The organism is Chitinophaga sancti, assembly GCF_034087045.1.
Classification (GTDB): domain Bacteria; phylum Bacteroidota; class Bacteroidia; order Chitinophagales; family Chitinophagaceae; genus Chitinophaga; species Chitinophaga sancti_B.
Map to the genome: position 1 here is coordinate 5603912 of NZ_CP139247.1, position 20581 is coordinate 5624492.

At 45.1% G+C, this 20581-nt stretch carries 13 protein-coding genes; 4 read left to right on the plus strand and 9 right to left on the minus strand.

Going from position 1 to position 20581, the window contains the following annotated elements; genetic code table 11:
* Nucleotides 1–10: 10 nt before the first annotated feature.
* The 6 genes from SIO70_RS22685 to SIO70_RS22710 all read right to left on the minus strand — a co-directional run bounded on the left by SIO70_RS22685 (nucleotide 11) and on the right by SIO70_RS22710 (nucleotide 13011).
* Nucleotides 11–334, minus strand: a complete 324-nt coding sequence (locus SIO70_RS22685; protein ID WP_320574577.1) for a hypothetical protein — start codon at nucleotides 332–334, stop codon at nucleotides 11–13.
* Nucleotides 291–3182 (minus strand): hypothetical protein, encoded by a 2892-nt coding sequence (locus SIO70_RS22690; protein ID WP_320574579.1) that lies wholly within the window; start codon nucleotides 3180–3182, stop codon nucleotides 291–293. Before SIO70_RS22690 ends, SIO70_RS22685 begins: the two co-directional genes overlap by 44 nt.
* Nucleotides 3067–8151: a hypothetical protein gene (locus SIO70_RS22695; RefSeq protein ID WP_320574581.1), complete on the minus strand. Its 5085-nt coding sequence runs from the start codon at nucleotides 8149–8151 to the stop codon at nucleotides 3067–3069. Before SIO70_RS22695 ends, SIO70_RS22690 begins: the two co-directional genes overlap by 116 nt.
* Before the next feature lie 521 nt (nucleotides 8152–8672).
* Nucleotides 8673–8963 (minus strand): hypothetical protein, encoded by a 291-nt coding sequence (locus SIO70_RS22700; protein ID WP_320574583.1) that lies wholly within the window; start codon nucleotides 8961–8963, stop codon nucleotides 8673–8675.
* A gap of 4 nt (nucleotides 8964–8967) precedes the next feature.
* Complete coding sequence (locus tag SIO70_RS22705) at nucleotides 8968–12078, minus strand: DUF4450 domain-containing protein (RefSeq protein ID WP_320574585.1); 3111 nt, start codon at nucleotides 12076–12078, stop codon at nucleotides 8968–8970.
* A gap of 273 nt (nucleotides 12079–12351) precedes the next feature.
* A complete protein-coding gene (locus tag SIO70_RS22710; protein ID WP_320574586.1) occupies nucleotides 12352–13011 on the minus strand; it encodes a hypothetical protein in 660 nt (219 codons plus the stop codon).
* A 46-nt stretch (nucleotides 13012–13057) separates the two neighbouring features.
* Here SIO70_RS22710 and SIO70_RS22715 point away from each other — a divergent pair, with 46 nt between their 5' ends.
* Nucleotides 13058–13930, plus strand: coding sequence for an MBL fold metallo-hydrolase (locus SIO70_RS22715; RefSeq protein ID WP_320574588.1), 873 nt, complete (start codon nucleotides 13058–13060; stop codon nucleotides 13928–13930).
* Nucleotides 13931–14058: 128 nt separating this feature from the next.
* Here the strand turns inward: SIO70_RS22715 and SIO70_RS22720 are convergent, their stop codons facing one another.
* Nucleotides 14059–14997 carry a hypothetical protein gene (locus SIO70_RS22720; RefSeq protein ID WP_320574590.1) on the minus strand — a complete coding sequence of 313 codons (939 nt, stop codon included), beginning with the start codon at nucleotides 14995–14997 and terminating at the stop codon, nucleotides 14059–14061.
* 27 nt (nucleotides 14998–15024) lie between these two features.
* Here SIO70_RS22720 and SIO70_RS22725 point away from each other — a divergent pair, with 27 nt between their 5' ends.
* A complete protein-coding gene (locus SIO70_RS22725; RefSeq protein ID WP_320574592.1) occupies nucleotides 15025–15684 on the plus strand; it encodes an alpha/beta fold hydrolase in 660 nt (219 codons plus the stop codon).
* 37 nt (nucleotides 15685–15721) lie between these two features.
* On the opposite strand, the gene SIO70_RS22730 is transcribed toward SIO70_RS22725, so the two are convergent.
* Entirely contained in the window at nucleotides 15722–16324 is a 603-nt protein-coding gene (locus SIO70_RS22730; RefSeq protein WP_320574594.1) for a Crp/Fnr family transcriptional regulator, read from the minus strand.
* Between the two features lie 81 nt (nucleotides 16325–16405).
* Between SIO70_RS22730 and SIO70_RS22735 the strand changes: the two genes are divergently transcribed.
* Nucleotides 16406–17122: an HAD family hydrolase gene (locus SIO70_RS22735; protein ID WP_320574596.1), complete on the plus strand. Its 717-nt coding sequence runs from the start codon at nucleotides 16406–16408 to the stop codon at nucleotides 17120–17122.
* Nucleotides 17106–18437 carry an MFS transporter gene (locus SIO70_RS22740; RefSeq protein ID WP_320574598.1) on the plus strand — a complete coding sequence of 444 codons (1332 nt, stop codon included), beginning with the start codon at nucleotides 17106–17108 and terminating at the stop codon, nucleotides 18435–18437. Before SIO70_RS22735 ends, SIO70_RS22740 begins: the two co-directional genes overlap by 17 nt.
* A gap of 88 nt (nucleotides 18438–18525) precedes the next feature.
* Here SIO70_RS22740 and SIO70_RS22745 read toward each other — a convergent pair whose 3' ends face one another.
* A complete protein-coding gene (locus tag SIO70_RS22745; RefSeq protein WP_320574600.1) occupies nucleotides 18526–20445 on the minus strand; it encodes a TonB-dependent receptor in 1920 nt (639 codons plus the stop codon).
* Nucleotides 20446–20581: the final 136 nt, after the last annotated feature.

Genomic DNA, 20581 nt, shown 5'->3' on the forward strand with positions numbered 1-20581 from the left:
CACCCAGGGATTACAGTCGTGGTTGGGCTGTTGATACTTGCGATCGTTGCGGTAGAACCGGCTGGTTAGACCATGTACCGGAAGCTGTAGATACAGATGGTGCATTGGCCGCCATGGTGAAGGTCGTGTTACACTGGTGTTGATCAGGACCTGCATCTGCATCAGCTGGTTTCACATAGTTGACCAGTTTTATGCTATCCACGGTAGAACATGTACCATTCACGATTGTCCAGTAAGCCATTACGCTGTCGCCTACAGGAACTGTGATCGTAGCGGTTGTACTGTTTGGATTAGTGATAGTAGCAGTAGCTGGATACAGTCCAGGTGCCAACACCTACGCTAGCCGCAGTAGCTGACATCGTAAAGGTACCGTTCGCACACTGCTTGATGGAATCCGGGCCTGCCTGCGCTGTAGAAGGCGCCTGGTAGTTCTTCAGGAAGACATAATCAGTGCTGGAACAAACACCATTTGTGACAGTCCATATTAAAGTAGCAGTATCGCCGGCTGCAAGGGTCACCGTAGCTGCAGGATTGTTAAACATGCCTGTAGTGATGGTGGCCTTGCTGCCTGTAAATGCTGACCATGTACCTACTGCTGTAGCAGGAGCTGCTGCTGTAGCCAGCATGGTGAAAGAAGCGTTATTACACTGTACAATGGAATCCGGACCTGCATTGGCAGTAGTTGGCATAGCGTAGTTCACTAATACAATACTGTCTTTAGAAGAACAGGTACCATTCGTCACGGTCCAGTACAGGGTAGCAGTAGAACCAGTCGCTACGGTGATCACAGCATTTACGTTGCTGCTATCAGCAGTACCGATAGTAGCAGTACCGCTCTTTACAGACCACATACCAGTACCGATGGTTGGCGTAGTCGCCGCCATGGTAAAGGAAGGAGTCGCACACTGTTTCACAGTATCCGGGCCTGCATTCGCAGTAGTCGGTGTAGCGTAGTTGATCAGTTTTACATAATCAACAGAAGAACAGGTACCGTTGGTCACTGTCCATATCAAGGTAGCGGTATCACCAGCTGCCAGGGTCACCGTAGCTGCAGGATTGTTGAACATGCCTGTAGTGATGGTGGCTTTGCTACCTGTGAAGGTGGACCAGGTACCGGTTGCGGTAGCAGGAGAAGCTGCCGTAGCCTGCATGGTGAATGTGCTGTTAGCACACTGCATAATAGAATCCGGACCAGCGTTCGCTGTTACCGGTTGCATATAGTTGGTAATTGTTACTGATGCAGAGTCAGCGCAGACACCGTTGGTAATTACCCAACGTAATAAGGCAGTCTGACCAGCTGGAACAATAACAGTTGAAGTAGCGCTGGTTGGTGTAGTCACCGTGGCAGTACCACTGCGTACATACCAGTAACCGGTTGCACCGGTCATTGGTGTAGAACCCGCAAGCGTAAACAGACTGTCAGAACAATGAGTCTGTGCAATACCTGCTGAAGTTGCGGTTGGCTGTACATAGTTGATCAGAACGATATTGTCTGAAGATGTACAACCGATATTAGTAATCGTCCATTTCAGTACCACAGTCTGACCGGCAGTTACGCTGAAGGTAGCAGTCGGGTCGTTCAGCTGAGCAGCAGAAATGGTATAAGTAGATGGAGAAACCACTGTCCAGGTACCCCATGCTCCAGATACTGACGGTGAGTTCGCGGACATTGTAAAAGTAGCGTTGTTACACTGCTTAATAGTGTCCGGACCGGCATTCGCAGCGGTGGGTGACAGGTTATTTACGATCCATACGGAGTCCGTTGTGCTACATACACCATTCGTGATGGTCCAGTACAACCTGGTGCTATCACCTGTTGGCAGGGTTACAGTAGTGGTTGGACTTGTTGGATTTGAGATCGTTGCGGTAGATCCGGTTGGTTTGGTCCACATACCGGAAGCCGTAGATACAGATGGTGCATTCGCCGCCATCGTGAAGGTCGTGGTCGCACACTGGTGTTGATCAGGACCTGCTTCAGCATCGGTTGGTTTCACATAGTTGACCAGTTTTATGCTATCCACGGTAGAACATGTACCATTCACGATTGTCCAGTAAGCCATTACGCTGTCGCCAACTGGAACTGTGATCGTAGCGGTCGTACTGTTTGGATTAGTGATAGTAGCAGTAGCTTTGGATACAGTCCAGGTGCCAACACCTACGCTAGCTGCAGTAGCTGACATCGTAAAGGTACCGTCAGCACACTGCTTGATGGAATCCGGGCCTGCCTGCGCTGTAGAAGGCGCCTGGTAGTTCTTCAGGAAGACATAATCAGTGCTGGAACAAACACCATTTGTGACAGTCCATATTAAAGTAGCAGTATCGCCGGCTGCAAGGGTCACCGTAGCTGCAGGATTGTTAAACATGCCTGTAGTGATGGTGGCCTTGCTGCCTGTAAATGCTGACCATGTACCTACTGCTGTAGCAGGAGCTGCTGCTGTAGCCAGCATGGTGAAAGAAGCGTTATTACACTGTACAATGGAATCCGGACCTGCATTGGCAGTAGTTGGCATAGCGTAGTTCACTAATACAATACTGTCTTTAGAAGAACAGGTACCATTCGTCACGGTCCAGTACAGGGTAGCAGTAGAACCAGTCGCTACGGTGATCACAGCATTTACGTTGCTGCTATCAGCAGTACCGATAGTAGCAGTACCGCTCTTTACAGACCACATACCAGTACCGATGGTTGGCGTAGTCGCCGCCATGGTAAAGGAAGGAGTCGCACACTGTTTCACAGTATCCGGGCCTGCATTCGCAGTAGTCGGTGTAGCGTAGTTGATCAGTTTTACATAATCAACAGAAGAACAGGTACCGTTGGTCACTGTCCATATCAAGGTAGCGGTATCACCAGCTGCCAGGGTCACCGTAGCTGCAGGATTGTTGAACATGCCTGTAGTGATGGTGGCTTTGCTACCTGTGAAGGTGGACCAGGTACCGGTTGCGGTAGCAGGAGAAGCTGCCGTAGCCTGCATGGTGAATGTGCTGTTCGCACACTGCATAATAGAATCCGGACCGGCGTTCGCTGCTACCGGTTGCATATAGTTGGTAATTGTTACTGATGCAGAGTCAGCGCAGACACCGTTGGTAATTACCCAACGTAATAAGGCAGTCTGACCAGCTGGAACAATAACAGTTGAAGTAGCGCTGGTTGGTGTAGTCAGTGGCAGTACCACTGCGTACATACCAGTAACCGGTTGCACCGGTCATTGGTGTAGAACCCGCAAGCGTAAACAGACTGTCAGAACAATGAGTCTGTGCAATACCTGCTGAAGTTGCGGTTGGCTGTACATAGTTGATCAGAACGATATTGTCTGAAGATGTACAACCGATATTAGTGATCGTCCATTTCAGTACCACAGTCTGACCGGCAGTTACGCTGAAGGTAGCAGTCGGGTCGTTCAGCTGAGCAGCAGAAATGGTATAAGTAGATGGAGAAACCACTGTCCAGGTACCCCATGCTCCAGATACTGACGGTGAGTTCGCGGACATTGTAAAGGTAGCGTTGTTACACTGCTTAATAGTGTCCGGACCGGCATTCGCAGCGGTGGGTGACAGGTTATTTACGATCCATACGGAGTCCGTTGTGCTACATACACCATTCGTGATGGTCCAGTACAACCTGGTGCTATCACCTGTTGGCAGGGTTACAGTAGTGGTTGGACTTGTTGGATTTGAGATCGTTGCGGTAGATCCGGTTGGTTTGGTCCACATACCGGAAGCCGTAGATACAGATGGTGCATTCGCCGCCATCGTGAAGGTCGTGGTCGCACACTGGTGTTGATCAGGACCTGCTTCAGCATCTGTTGGTTTCACATAGTTGACCAGTTTTATGCTATCCACGGTAGAACATGTACCATTCACGATTGTCCAGTAAGCCATTACGCTGTCGCCAACTGGAACTGTGATCGTAGCGGTCGTACTGTTTGGATTAGTGATAGTAGCAGTAGCTTTGGATACAGTCCAGGTGCCAACACCTACGCTAGCTGCAGTAGCTGACATCGTAAAGGTACCGTTCGCACATTGCTTGATGGAATCCGGGCCTGCCTGCGCTGTAGAAGGCGCCTGGTAGTTCTTCAGGAAGACATAATCAGTGCTGGAACAAACACCATTTGTGACAGTCCATATTAAAGTAGCAGTATCGCCGGCTGCCAGGGTCACCGTAGCTGCAGGATTGTTAAACATGCCTGTAGTGATGGTGGCCTTGCTGCCTGTAAATGCTGACCATGTACCTACTGCTGTAGCAGGAGCTGCTGCTGTAGCCAGCATGGTGAAAGAAGCATTATTACACTGTACAATGGAATCCGGACCTGCATTGGCAGTAGTTGGCATAGCGTAGTTCACTAATACAATACTGTCTTTAGAAGAACAGGTACCATTCGTCACGGTCCAGTACAGGGTAGCAGTAGAACCAGTCGCTACGGTGATCACAGCATTTACGTTGCTGCTATCAGCAGTACCGATAGTAGCAGTACCACTCTTTACAGACCACTTACCTGTACCGATGGTTGGTGTAGTCGCCGCCATGGTAAAGGAAGGAGTCGCACACTGCTTCACAGTATCAGGGCCTGCATTGGCAGTAGAAGGAGTAGCGTAGTTGATCAGTTTTACATAATCAACAGAAGAACAGGTACCGTTGGTCACTGTCCATATCAGTGTAGCGGTATCACCAGCTGCCAGGGTCACCGTAGCTGCAGGATTGTTGAACATGCCTGTAGTGATGGTGGCTTTGCTACCTGTGAAGGTGGACCAGGTACCGGTTGCGGTAGCAGGAGAAGCTGCCGTAGCCTGCATGGTGAATGTGCTGTTCGCACACTGCATAATAGAATCCGGACCAGCGTTCGCTGTTACCGGTTGCATATAGTTAGTCAGTAATACAGTAGAAGAAGTGGTACAGGCGCCGTTGGTAATAGTCCAGGTCAGCGTTGCAGTCTTACCTGCAGGTACGAATACTGTAGTAGTAGGACTGGAAGTATTTGTAATAGTTGCAGTACCAGTGTAAGTCCATTCACCTGCACCTACCGAAGCGGAGTTAGCCGCCATGGTGAACAGGGAATCATTACAATGTGTCTGTGCAGGACCGGCATTGGAAGTAGTCGGTGCAGTATAAACAGTGACAGTACCGCTTGCACAGGCGGTAGTACCACATTTACCGTTGCTTTCTACTCTTACATAATATGTAGTCGTTGCAGACACACTCACAGTGATAGAAGAACCAGTACCGATTGAAGTTCCGGAACCACAACCACCTGCATACCATACATATTGGCCTGCGGTAGTACCATTGGCGTTAGTACCCAGGGTGCCGCCTACAACTGTCAGAGTAGCAGAACCACTTGTACAGATAGAAGGTGCACTTACTGTTACACTGGTTGGAGCGGTTGGCGGTGTTTCAACATTTACCTTGATAGTAGTTGAGTTGGTACAACCACCATTATTACTTCTGAAGTTAACTGTAAATGTATATTCACCTGCAGCAACACCAGTAGGAATAGGTACAGTGATCGGCCATGAAGTTATTGCAGTTTCAGGTACTGCAGAAAAGCCGGGCATAGTACCGGTTACGCTATAGTAAGTTGGCGTACCGGTAGTAGCTGTGGTATCCATCGTGAAATACCCCTGTGTGTTACAAACGGTATCAGGCTTCAGAGTCATGGTTGGCAGCGCAGTATAGTGCAGCACCACCTGATCGGAGTTGGTACCACAATTACTTGCATTGTTGATAGTCCATGCCAGCGTCACATCCTGATAGCTACCGTTGGTAATTCTCACAGTAGTATTATAGGCGTGTATATCATCGATGGTTACACCAGTAGGGGATCCTACTATTGACCATGTACCGGTTTCTGCAAAGTCGCCTGTCAAGGTGAGATCCGGTTCGTTCGCCTGCATGGTAAATACATTATTAGTACCACACAACGTTGTATCCGGACCTGCATAAGCAGTGGTAGCGCCAGTGATCAGTGTCAGGGTATCATAAGCATAGCCCACACAATCAGAGTTGCCGGTTGCAGTCACAGTCCACTGCAGGTAAACGGTGATACCCGGATTGTTCAGGGTAACCGTTGCAGCAGGGTTGTTCTTATTTAAAGTAACGTAGTCGGAGAAGTTGATGGTAGAGCTGGTGTCACCAGAAATACCAGGACCAGAGATACCGGTGATCGTCCACACGCCTTTTGTACCAGTAATGGTACTACGGGTCATGGTGAAGGTACCTGAGGCATTGCTTCCATCTTCCACACACTTGGTCACATGCGTACCAGCAGGTGGTGTGGGTACCTCCGTAAGGTGAAGGATAAATGGCGCCGATGTGACGGTACAGGTACCATTCGTGACGACGACAATAAAGGAGCTGTCGGCAAGGGTCTCTGTATTATATATCATACCCGTCTGATCGTTATAATCAGAGAGCAAAGTGCCAGTAGCAACGCTAGTACCTTTGTACCAACGGATACTCTTGGTAGCGTCACCATTTGGTGCCAGTGCATCGGCAATACTCAGGGTTACTCTGCTACCCACACACAATGAAGTATCAGAAGCGGCCACCTCCACAATAGGTTTGTCATCCTTCTTAATAGTAGCACTATTGGAGTCAATACAGGTCTTACCACCATCTACACCATAAGTTACATAACCGTATACGGTAATAGTAGTATCACGTAGAACTGTGATCTGCCGGTCTGGACCAACGTAACTCGTATCACTCCATTTAAAGTAATCATAACCACCGGAGGCTTGTAGATCAACCGTGCCTCCCTCACAGACCTGCGCTTTGGTCAGGTATAGTATCGGCATTGGTAGTATCGTGATCTTGACCGATGATGACGGGGCCGCACATGTTTGTGAGGAGCTTCCGCTTTCATAGATCCTGACACGGAACAGGTAATCAGCAGCTACGTCTTTCGTACCTTTCAATTCTCCTTCCGCAATTACCAGGGTGTCTTTGTTAGCAGTACCATAAGGAACATCAAACCAGGTCACACCACCATCATCAGACATTTCCCATTGGTACTCTGCATTTGTAAAGTAATTGGTTGGGGTATAAGAAGAAACGAGCGTAGTAGCAACGCCCTCACACAATACCTCTTTCAGGCTGCTGGCAGAGCCAATGATAGAAGCGGTGATAATCGGGCTACAATAAGAGAATTGAATATCATCCAACGCAATATCGTTACCACAACCACCGGGGAAGTTATTGATAATGCGTACAATTACGTCCGTAACGCCGGTAGGTACGGTGAAAGATCCACCGAACCGTTGCCATGTAGCTTTTGAGAAGTTGGGCGAAACCGCGTACGTTCGAAAGCTCGCCAATATCTGACTGGTATTGGCCGCATTCACAATCTGGAAAGTCACCCCTGCATAAATAAAATCAGATGCACAGGTGTTCGTCATTACATAGGAGCTATCCGCATTTATAAACCAGGCACTAAAGTTATAAACCGAACCACGACACAGACCATCTACTTCTTTCTGGAAAAATACAGTTGGCGTATAACTGGAGTTCGCAACCAGCATACCACCACGGGTAGAACCTGTATGATCACTGGTGGTAATCCAGTCACCTTTCAGGTGCGTTGTATTTGAGATCGCATAATAATTATCGGCCGGATCACCTGACGCCACGTAAGTATAACCTACTGCAGAAGCTGGGGAATATGCTTTACGGGTAGCATTGGTGGGCAAGGTACCAAAGTCTTCAGTGAAACCTGGCATCTCTGCATCACCCCCACTACAGGTTGTGATTGTACAATCTACAACATATATACTCCTGGTGGTGGTAACAGTCTTGGTGGTACTACCTGACTTATAACTCGTTGATAGCGTAAAAGTATATTTACCTGTAGCCAAAAACTGCAACGTCAGCAAATTCGTAAGAGTTAGCTGAGTTGCTTTGACAGAGGAAGCATTCTGCGAATACAGGATATTATAATCAGCCTCAGAATTATTGGGCGTAGTAATGGTCCAGGTTACCTTTGTTTGTTGGCCACTCGCCAGCTGGGCGTTCATACTGGTAAACTTGATCTGGTCTGCAGTACTACTATTCGTAGACATACAGACCGTATCAGGCATGTTAACATACCAGGTTTGAGACCGCGCTATACCAGTAAAAAGCAACAAACAGCCGCATAATAGGATTAGAATCTTTTTCATCTTCGTACTTTTTGAAAAAAAACTATCAGATAACTTCAGTTTCAGGCTGTTGTAACCCAATGAGCGTTTTCATAATTTTGAGGGCGAAAGTCCATCCTATTAGTTCTGCAGATGGCGAGCCGGTGTTTGTAAATGTGTTTCATAGGCCAAAATGATAATTATATACGAACGAGCAAATATAAAATAGTTTTGATATATTTTACTATTTTATAATTGGTAAACTACACTACCAGTTGGCATTCAGCGAGATACAAGTTTTTAACAAATTCATAACAAAATGTAGGATAAACCAAAAAGCCTTATAAGTCAATAACTTATAAGGCTTTTTCAGTATGTAATATTTTTTGTAATATAACTTTCAGGAGGTAGGAGAAGTGCTATTTTAGTATTTAAAATGGGTTTATTGTGGTAGTATATTATCTATTTTTATCAGCATGGATAATCGTGAAAAGGGATCTTCCAGTCGTGGGTTTCAATCCCTTCATTTCAAGATTACGTTAGCACCACTGTACCCAGAGCAGCTAATTGAGCAGTGAACAATATTGTGCAGGAATTTTGTCCACCTGCACATCGGATGCATTAGAACAATAAAAGCCGGCATCTGTTTTTACCATTTCAGGTCCAATGGCTGACCAGTTGGAACCTGCAAGGATAGTTAGGACCACGTACTTATCGCCAGCTATATGCGAAGTCTTAAAAGGTGCTTTTATTGCTATTGCTGAATCGGAATTCTTTTCTTTTGTCGCTGAATGACAGGCAGTTAAATACATGCCGGGTAACAGGAACAAGGTGATCATGCTCGGATGCTTCATACGTTTACTGAATAAATTGCGGCGTTAAATTAGTTTTTTTATTAATGCACTGCAAGGTGATAGCCATTAAACCGACCACCACATCGTTGGAAAGGGTCTGTAAGGTGAGGGTTTTCAATTCCTTATTTGAGTTTAATAAAATATCCAGGAGCATGCCGGCTCCTCCTTCGATTTCCCGGCCATAGACACCCTTGATTTTGAGATAACAGCCAAGGTCCTGTGATACATATCCTGTTTTAAAATGCAGGCGCCAGGGTTTGGGTTGTTGCATTTTAAAAGCAAAGTTATCAGTGAAATAATCCTGTTCTATAGGGCACCAGGTTTCGGGGTTAAGGAGGTCCTGTATCTGTTTTGTGCCATCAGTGTAAGTAATGGTCACCCGGCCATTTGCAATACGGCTTTGCATTGAATTTGTGCTACCGGCGAGTAACAGGTAGGCATGTTCTGCATGGCCATCTAATTTTATCAGAATGCTGTCCGGGTAGTTGTCCCATAGAGAGGTAAATGCGATATCTTTTTTGGATGCTTTTCCTGATGTGCGAAAAGGCACGCCAATATTGGTATTTAATACCGTGTCTTTTCTTAACGCTACATCCTCAATATCAGCCGTGATCTTAGGATGTGTCCACTCTCCTATTCCATGCAGGGGAATTTCAAGCGTGGTAAAAGGAGAGCGTGGTGAACGATATTCATTTTTGAAAATGTCCGTGACGGAGGCATTCCATTGTGTATCTATATTTAGTGGCTCGCATAATTCAGGGATGACGTGAGAAAATGCAGTATAAATTTCAGGCTTTGCTGGTGCGGGTTGTGCCGGTTTTACCGATACTGCTGCCAGCCACGTCATATCACCCTGTGTGACGGTTTTGAAAGTCTGTTCGCCGGTTATCGACGGTATGATAATATCACTACCTCCCCATTCAATAACGATATCAGCACTGTAGGTTTGCGTAGTAACAGCTATCAGCGGATAACCGGCTACAGCTTGAGATAGTTGCCATTTGGCCGGTCTGCCATTTACCAGTATGCTTTTTATACGATCCTTTTTTGCGGGCACCTGCAATTCAAGTATTGGAAAATGCGTATCAATATGATAAGTATCATGAGTCCCCTCCTGCTTGTACTGAAAGGTTACATCCGGTGTTTTTAAGGAAGCAAATGGCCATGCTTTAGGAAATCCCGGCCTGATGATAACACGGTTATTCAACGCATCCGGCCGAATGCCAAATAACCCTTGTATCAACAAACGGGAGGCAATCCCAATAGCATCACCGAAATCCCGGTAACATTCACCTCTGGCAGCATCATAAAATGAAATCTGGCCAAAGTTGCCCGGACTATCCCCCAAATACATTCCATCCAATACTGAGCTTTTAAATAGCCTGAAACCTTCTTCATTTCTACCGGCAAGAAAATATGCCAATGCTGTATGCATTACTTCTGCAAAAGCCACATTGTTCGTACTCCAGGTATAAGGCATCCAGTTGCTGGTAGAGATAGTGGCATATCCTTCATCTCTTAACCCTTTTGCTTTTACAGGAATATGCGGAATTTTGGTATCAATATACCGGGTGGCCTGAAAGGCTTGTACCGCATCAGGTACATCGCTGTCAATGGTGTGGTAAATGGTGTATACACCTGCACTTTCATGCAGGCGTTTTAGCCCCATATAATCCTGGTACTCCGCCCAATAACCTTTATCTTTTAGCCACAAACGTGTATTGATGGCTGTAAGTATTTTACCTGCTTCTGTACGATAAGGCTGCGGGTCCTCTCCTATCTTTACAGCGATGGCGGCTGCCAGTGTATTGGCGCGGTAATTATAAGCCGATGAATAGGTAACGGCACCTGAATTATAATACATACCATCACTTGCCCATATGCAGGCATAGGCATCATATAAACCATCATTGTCAGGATCAAAGTTGCGTTTTTCCCAGGCCAGATGCCTGATGATCACAGGCCAGATCTTTTTAGCATAAGCCAGATCTCCCGTCCATTGCAGGTGCCAGAGTAATTCATCCATGTATACCAGGTTCATATCATAATGATGCATCTGATCCGGACGATTTGGGTTACGGGCAATATACCCATTGCTATACATAGGGGTTCCCCATTGTTTCACCGCACGCGCCAGATCCAGTCCAGCATCCTGTGCAGGGTGAGGAATGGTATTAGGTACAGTGGAGACCTGGCTGGCAGCATAGCCATCAAAATGGATACGGGCCCGTTCGTGCCAGCCTAAAAAATCACCTGCATAGGCTGCACGCCAGCCGGTAAGTGGCATACGCCAACCGATAGCACCGTGTAACCAGCTTTTGCCATCCCAAATGCCATCAGCAGCCATGACCAATGCACCACCAATAGGATTGATATATGGATCAGGGGTTTCGATCTGAATACGTTCCGCCAGTTGTAGTCTTCCATTTTCAGTCGTATCGTAAATATCATTGGCATTGGTAGTTGTTAATTGCAGGTCATTTAAAAGGATATAACCACTGGTTTTCAACTGACAGGTACTGGTATATACAGGGTTGTCAGCAGCTTCAAATACACCGGGAGGATCTGCCCCCATATCACCTGAACGGGACAACTTTTGTGCGCGTATTTTCGTGATGGCTGCTGAAATTTTACTTCCTGCAGGCATATTATTGTAATCAATTTTCCAGATAGCACCTTCTTTATCATATAAAGCTAATACGCTTATACGTAACTCCCCTTTTCCCCATGATTTATCTTTCAGGAAATAAGTTCTTTTGCCTGCATTGTAACGGGCTTCGCAAAAAGAGGTAGAATCAAGCCATTTGGAGGGCTTGCCGGGTATATCTATCCAAAAACCGATATGCTGGCTGTTCTTTTCTATATATGCTGCAAAAACGGGGCGGTCACTGGTTTCCAGCCTGAAGGCCGTCGGCCCTCCGTACAAAGCCCGGGTATACCTGTTTTTACCGTTTATACATACAAAATCGTGGCCTTCCGGGTGGTATTGCAGGGTCCTAGGTGTGCCTCTTTTATCGTCGTTATAGGAAGTCTGTTCAATGAAATCACCTGATTTCTGGGCCACTCCTGTATACACATGGAACAACAGGAGCAAACAAATGGTGTAATTTTTCATAACAATACAATATAAAATAGATATTTTTATCATCCATAAATCCCTATGATGAAAAAATATTTAGGGAGAATTCTAAACCTATTCCTCTATAGCACATCCATAGTACATTCAGGGAGATAACCCGCCTATAAGCCGCCTATATCCCGCCTATAAGCCGTAGATAACCCGTATCTATAAAGAGGCGGGTTATCTACGGGATACCTACGGGTAATAGTCGGAGTACCTGTATGTTCGAATTGGGAATATATCATTGGGACTACGCCTGATGGGAAATCATATTTCCTCATCCTCCAAAGAAATATAACTCCACTCAATATCTAACTGGTCAAGCATTTTATCAAACCGCTCCCCATCATTTGTACCAATAAAAGTCCCCGTACAATTCCCTTCCTTATCAAAAGACAAACTCACCATTTCTTCATAATCGATTGTAAACACCCGTTGAGTAGCATGAGAGATTTCCTTCAATTCCACATAATTCTCCTGCACATAAACCACAGTTTCCAGCGGCACCGCCTCAAATGAATTAGCATTGAATTCAAGCCCACCCAATACACCGTTATACACTGCCATCAATAATAAAAATCCATCTGTAGTAGCACATTCCTGGTGCCAGTCAGGATTCATTTCATCACCAGAATAATTCCCATATACAGGAGGGTTAGGCAATGCGAGGTCTGATTTCTTTATCCCCCAAAATACCACTCCCTGATTCTCTTCATAAAAGATCAGGTACTCATCCTGTGAAAAAACAATCTGATCGGGCTTCAACAATCTATTATGAGAATAGTTGACAGCGGCATGCTTCCCTAAGGTGAGATAATATCCTTTTAATATCAATGGCAACGGCTGCACTAGTTCTGTGGCTTCAAAACCAAATCCCTCCTGCGTTGCAATACCATATAAATGCCTGATTTGCTCGAAATATGTCATATCGGATCTTTGCTTTAATGTTACTAATATCCTATTTTTATACATTATGAACCTGACAATTTCCGGATATTCGACTGCATTATTTTCAACATGGTATTTCATTGAAGAATTAGGGCTGCTCTTCGACTGTGGGGATGGGTTAATGTCGGCCCTCTTACAAAAGAGCAGGAAAATTGAGAACGTTTTTATCTCACATCCCGACAGAGACCACCTCACAGGTTTGCTACAGCTCAATCAGCTCAATGCCAGAGATGGCTTTCCCATTATACATTACCCAAGGGATAGTAGTTCATTTCCCGCACTCCGTGATTTCTCCATGAAATTTGACCCCCATGTAAAGGGCACAGTATGGCACCCTATTGTGGACAGGGAAAGGGTTTGGATTAAAAAAGACATCTATGTGGAAGCATTGAGAAATAACCACGTGCCTGCGGCAGAAAATGTATTCAAAAGCTTTGGCTTCAAAGTCGTACAGGTAAAATACAAATTGAAGCAGGAATATGTGTCGCTCCCTCCTCTTGACATCAAAAAGGCTATTGATACCCTAGGTAAAGAAGCGACACACCATATCGTAGAGACCATCCTGCTGGCTTACAGCGGAGATACCCCGGCTGAAAACTTTAGCTATTGGAACCACGCGAAAATACTGATCCACGAAGCTACTTTTTTAGGGGATGAGGTTGAAATTCAATCGCATCGTAATAAACATAGTAAATTGGAAGATGTACTCAGAAATGTCGCAGAGATTCAGATTGAAGCCCTGATCCTGGGGCATTTTTCATCCAGATATTCGAATGAACAAATTGATGAAAGTGTACGGGAATTATGTAAAAAGTACAACATCCAGATACCTGTGTACAGGATACTACCGGGTCAGACAGTCTTCGACATTTTATCCATGCCATCATTGCTCGTCTGACAATCATCTTATTCATCCTATCATTACTCGTCTGACAGTCAACTTATTCATCCTATCATTACTCGTCTGACAATCATCTTATTCATCCTATCATTACTCCTCTGACAGTCAACTTATTCATCCTATCATTACTCCTCTGACCTAAACACAGCTCTAATATACGCAGGACAAGCAGTCACATCTTTTTTAAAATCTGTTAATTTCGCTACCCTGTCAGCAGCATTAGATTGCCAGTTGCAGTAGCTATAATACACCATACTAAACAAACACTGGTTAAAAGGATCCAGGTTTTTATCCTTTATCATTTTCTTCACCTGCTTTTCAAATTCACCCGCCTTTGCAGATTCTGTAAATGCACGGCCAATGCGACCTAAATTACCATAATAATGCTTATTTGGAATATCAGTCCCTCTAAAGATAGATCCCAGCAATAACTGTTGAGTAGGGATATCCAGCACTTCCAACTCACGAAGATAGGTACCACGCCCTGCCTGTGCGTAACTACCATCTGTATTCCGGTAAAAACGATCATTCATTATATCCAGGTGTGCCCTGATAAAGACAGGCCATTGGTGTGCCTGAGAGGCCATAACTGCAATATTCCGTGCATGCTCAATGGGTGCTCTGTCCTGACTACATTGTCCCACCACTATACGGGAACGCATCAACAGCAAAACCGTATCCATTGAATAAATATTCCTGGCCACTTCTTCCAGCTCGCATCCTCCATTGCCACTATCCAATGCATTTTTCACCGCATCATCCATCCATTTCCTGACCTGCCTGTTCGTAGCATATTCATCATGAATGAATTGCTGATCTACACTATCCATATAGTAAAACTCACTGGTCCCATTATGCTTCTGCTTACGCACATATTCTTTGATACTTTTAAATGCCTGGTTATTGTCTTCTTCACCATACTTTTGAGCCACCATGACAACACTACACGTATCCACCATACAATCCACGTATTGGATCATCTTTGCATATTCCTTTGGAAGTAACAGGCTCGAAAATGGTTTGTCCAGTAAGATGGCTGTTATATAATATTGGGTGAAATCCATAAGGTGGGATATCATTATCTTTGTTGCATGCTGGAAATAAAACAATTATCACTGACTATATCTGCGGCACCCGGAGCCGTTTCTGCTATCTGCACCCTCCCGGAAAAGCCTATATGTATCCTGACATTAGCACATGGCGCCGGTGCCGACATGCACCATTCTTTTATGGAAGCACTGGCTACTTCGCTCGCAGATGCAGGCATTGGTACCCTCCGGTTCAATTTCCCTTTTACAGAACAAAAAAAGAAACGCCCTGACTCCCCTGCCGTCGCACAACAAGCGATAGCCGCCGCTATCGATAAAGCGAGGGAATTGTACCCAGCCATCCCTCTATTTGTAGCAGGTAAATCATTTGGCGGCCGTATGTCATCCCAATATCTTTCGGTGAACCACAGAAAGGATGTGAAAGGCCTGATCTTCTACGGGTTTCCCCTGCATGCCGCAGGCAAACCATCTATAGACAGGGCGGAACATTTAAAAGAAGTAAAAGTACCTATGCTGTTCCTACAGGGAACTAAAGATACCCTGGCTACCTGGGACCTGATTGAAAAAGTATGCAGGTCCTTAAAGAAAGCCACCCTTATAAAACTGGAAGGCGCGGATCACTCTTTCAAAGCGGGGAAGAATAAGGATATGATACCTGTGCTCACAACTGCTACCAAAGATTGGGTGAAAAAGAAAATATAATGTTTACACCAGGTATTAGGAAAAATAGAACGGCTGTTTACAATCCAATCAACAATTGCCTAAGTTCAACATCAGAAATATCTGTATTCACCGCCCCTTCGCGCAACTGTTTGACTGTTCTGTTCAGACTACGTACCGTTATCGCCAGGTAATCGGCAATATCCTGTTTGCTGAATGAAAGGTTTTGTTCTTTGTGGATCAATAAGAACCTGACTAATGAATATTCAACCGGATAATTCTGCTGGTAAGAAGCACGTGTAGCTGTCTGATAAATACGAAGCGCCAGTTCCTCCAGCAATTTCCTGTGAAATGTCTTGTCATTGTCTATGATGGCATCAAACTGCTCCAGGGAAAAAGAGTAAGCTTCTACAGGAGTGATCGCCTCCACACTACAGAGGCAAACAGAATGTAGAATCGTTTCCAGATCCCCCAGGATCTCCCCTTTCCCCAAAAATTCAAATATCAATTCCTTGCCATTTTCCTCTGACCGATAACATTTGGTCACACCACTCTTCAAAATTAAAATCTCCCGGGCATTTTTGTCCTGAACCATCAACCGCTCCCCTGCGTTAAAACATTTTATATGCTGCTCAGGCGAACTTTCTGCAAATGACAAGAAATATGTATTTGTTCTAAGCATTTTTATTTAGTTGGGACAAATGTCCTGGTTTCGCACAAAAATAGATAATAATTTTGCCATTCGATTCTAATTAAAGAAATCATGCATAACAATATTAAAGTCATCGCATTTGATGCAGACGACACTTTATGGGTAAATGAAACCTACTTCCGGGAGGCGGAAGATCAGTTTACCATCATGCTGGAAGACTTCCTGCCAAGACATGTAAGCATTAAAGAGCTTTTTAAGACCGAAATGGACAACATGTCCCTTTATGGATATGGAGTAAAGGCTTTTGTCTTATCGATGCTGGAAACGGTCCTAAGAGTCACAGAAAACAATATTCCCGCCGCCTACCTTGGCAAAGTCATTCAGATAGGCCGGGATATGCTTAGTAAGCCGGTGATTATGCTGGAAGGAGTTGAAACGGTATTGCAGGCACTACAGCCACATTACCGGCTGGTAGTAGCCACCAAAGGGGATCTGCTGGACCAGGAGCGGAAACTGCGTCTCTCCGGTATCGAACATTACTTTCATCATATTGAAATCATGAGCGATAAACAGGAGAATGATTATGCAAAGCTCATCAAACGACTGGATATACAGCCAGCAGAATTTATGATGCTGGGCAATTCCCTGAAGTCAGACGTACTGCCTGTACTTTCACTGGGTGGTTTTGGCGGCCATATTCCTTTTCATACCACGTGGGAACATGAACGCATTGACTTTTCAATTAACCATCCGAACTTCTATGAGTTCTCCACGATCACTGATACACTCGCCAAACTACTGCCGGAACAAAATGCGGTTACTGAATAAAAACCTTGTCTTAGCGATTGCCTCTATGGGCATTTTTGTAGAAGCCCTCGACATTGCCATCGTAAACCTGGCATTGCCACAAATTGAAGCTGACCTCGGATTGAGCAATGATTCCGGGTATAAAATACAAAGTATCTATATCCTGATCTATGGGAGCTTTTTAATTCTTGGTGGTAAATTGTCTGACTACCTTGGTAGAAAGACAATTTTTATGGCAGGATGTGGCATCTTCCTGATTACCTCACTGGGTGCGGGATTGTCACATTCGCTCAATACCCTGGTCCTTTTCAGGGCTTTACAGGGATTAGGGGCAGCGTTATTAATGCCGTCCGCTTTTTCTATCGTCAATTACTATTTTAAAGAGCCGCATGAACGGGGTAAGGCGATGGGGATCTTTGGTTCTTTTGCGGCCACAGGGGCAGCAGGTGGCGTGTCTGTAGGTGGGATTATCGCCAATTACTGGGGATGGTCATGGGTGTTTTTGATGAATGTGCCTATACTGTTGGCAATTCTTGTGATTGCGTATATCTATCTGGAAAAGGATACAAAGAGTGATAGCAGGTTGCCGGATATTCCGGCTGCGATTGCGCTGGTATTGGGCATGATTTGTTTGTCGAAAATTACTGAAGGTAGTTATATGTTGATTGCTCTGGTTGTTTTAATAGTAGCCGGTTATTATTTATATAGCAGGCTTAAAACCCAGCCAGTGCCATTATTAGATCTGAAGGTATTAATACTTTCTTCTTTACGGAAAGGTACTTTATTGTTTTTTTTACTAGGCGCCTTGTTCACGGGATATTTATTCCTGATGAGTTTTCTCGTACAACAAAACTTTCATTTTACCCCTGCGGAGGCAGGGTTTCTCATGGTGCCCTTCAATATCATATCTATATTGTTAGGAAGGTTTGGACTACCTGGTTTATCATTGAAATTTTCTCCTAAAAAGATAGCCATGGGGGGTGCGGTTGCAATGCTCATTGGCGCGTTTTCGTTGGTCATTGCTGTACAGATTCATAATTTAGTTTTCCTGCTGGCAGGTGGCGCCTTTATTGCAGGGATAGGCATGACGCTTTGCTATACCGGGTATACAATGATCGCCATGGAGCATGTACCTCCTGAACATTTGGGGATTGCTGCCAGCCTGATTAATACAGCTTATTTTGTGGGTGGTGGAATTGGCTTACCACTTATTTCCATCTTCATGCCACATGATTCAGGGGAGTTGAATAGCCGGCCATTATGGATGTTATGCATCGTAGCCGGGTTATCAATTTTAAGATTATTATACAAAAAAAGAGTGTGTATCAAAAGTTAGATACACACTCTTTCAATTTGGATAACGAATAGATTCAAATTTATGGGACTCTCAGGAGTTTCATAAATTTATAATACCGCCTCATTCATTATAAGGTTATTCTAAACCCACCCATCAGCCATCGTCCGGGCATCTGAGCACCTGTAAGGTCCGCGTATGTTTTATTAAATACATTGTCCGCTTCTACGTTCAGGCTAAGTTTATTTTTGATCACGAATATATCTGCTTTAATACTCGCTACAAAGTATTCCTTTGTGACCATACCAGCAATACCGCTGGCTGCCTGAGGATCTCTTACCTTGTACAAACCATTTACACTCACTCCAAATAACTGGTTACGGTATGACAACATACCATTCAGCAGGAAACGTGCATGTGAAGAGATATAAAAAGACTGCTGACCTTCCTGGATATCAGAATACAACCAGGTGGCACCGGCTGTAGCACTTACGGTATGCTTCTCCTGGTAAGTCCTGGTAAACTGGATATCAGTTTCCACACCGCTGGTCACCATCTTTGAAATATTGGTAGCCAGTGAATATACACCTGTAGGTGACAGGTTATGTTTATAAGGCATGTTATCGTAAGCCGTAGTGGTCCAGTCGATCAGGTCATTGTACCTACGCTGGAATAAGGTAGAAGAAACACGGAGATATTTTCCAAAATAATCCGCACCAGCTTCATAGCTGAAGGAGCTTTCTGCTTTCAGATCGGGGTTGCCGATCTTTCCACTTGTAACCAGTGCTTTGTTATTGTTGTTGTATCGTTCTGTGAAATCAGCGTTACGGATAGTTTTACCCGCGCTACCACGGATCTGGAACTGACCTGTTCTGTAGCTGGCATTCAGCTGAGGTACCAGTTCATAACCACTCCGCTCATCCCAGTCCAGTCGCAATGCCGGGCTCAGTGTGAGTACATCAGATACTGTCGCTGTCATGGAAGCAAAACCTGCTGCCTGGTTCACGATGTGATTGCCTCTGTCGTTGGAGACAATGCTCTTTTGCTGGAACTGACCACCTGCTACAAAACTGATATCGTCGTTGAACTTATGCCCGTAAGTAGCGAGGGACTGCAACAGCTTACTGCGATTGTCATTGGCAACAGAAACGGAATTATATACGTAGTGATCGTTCATATTCTTATAGCCTGCCAACAGACTAAAAGCATTATTATTCTTGCGATATGAGAGGTTCAGTTGCTGCCACCAGGTAGAAAGTTTTTCGTTGGCGGTATCGGAAACGTAGGTAGTGTAGAAGTTCTGCGCGGCAAACTTTCTATCGTCATAGCTCAGACGGTAAGAGAGTTTCCAGTTATCACTCAGTTTATAACTGGCGGATCCGGAAATAGTGTACAGGTGGAAATATCCATCAATACCACGCTGCGGCTGACCATCTGCATTATTGGTTTGTCCGCCGATGTCAACGGCCAGTTTTTCAGTACTATAATAAGCATTGGCGTTTGCATTAAACAGTCCGTATGCTCCACCTGTAGCACCTGCTGTGATCTTTCTGGCAGGTGCGCTGTGCTGGTTGTGTGCAAAGGTTTTGGTGATGATGTGGATCACGCCACCTACTGCATCGGAACCATAGATCGCGGAGGAAGCGCCTTTTAGTACTTCGATATGATCAATTTCGGCAGGGTTGACAGGAATGTAACTGCTGAAATGCCCGGTATTCGGATCGTTGACACGAACACCATCGAGGATCACTAGTACCTGCTGGAAGGTACCACCACGGATCACGATATCGCTGGCAGCCCCCATCGGGCCTTTGGCTTGTACTTCCACACCTGGCAGGTAGCGGAGTACTTCATCTATTGAGTGGACAGGCATTTTAGCAATGTCTTCTCCTTTTATTACGTATAAGTTACGACCTGTTTTAGAACTCACTACCGGATTCACTGTGGCGGTGACTGTAACTGCGTCTAATTCATTTATTTTATCCTGCGCCGGCAGCGTCATAGCATATAGCATGCTGGCGGCCATAGGTAATGCTAGTTTTGGAAACATTAGGTATGGTTTACTGATTGGGCGGCAAAGGTACAGTAAAAATAATTAGTTCATACACCGTGTTTAATCCCTGTCAGACGGAATAGTGGCTGTAGTATATCGGGTTTTTGATCACACATTTCACTGGGAGATAATT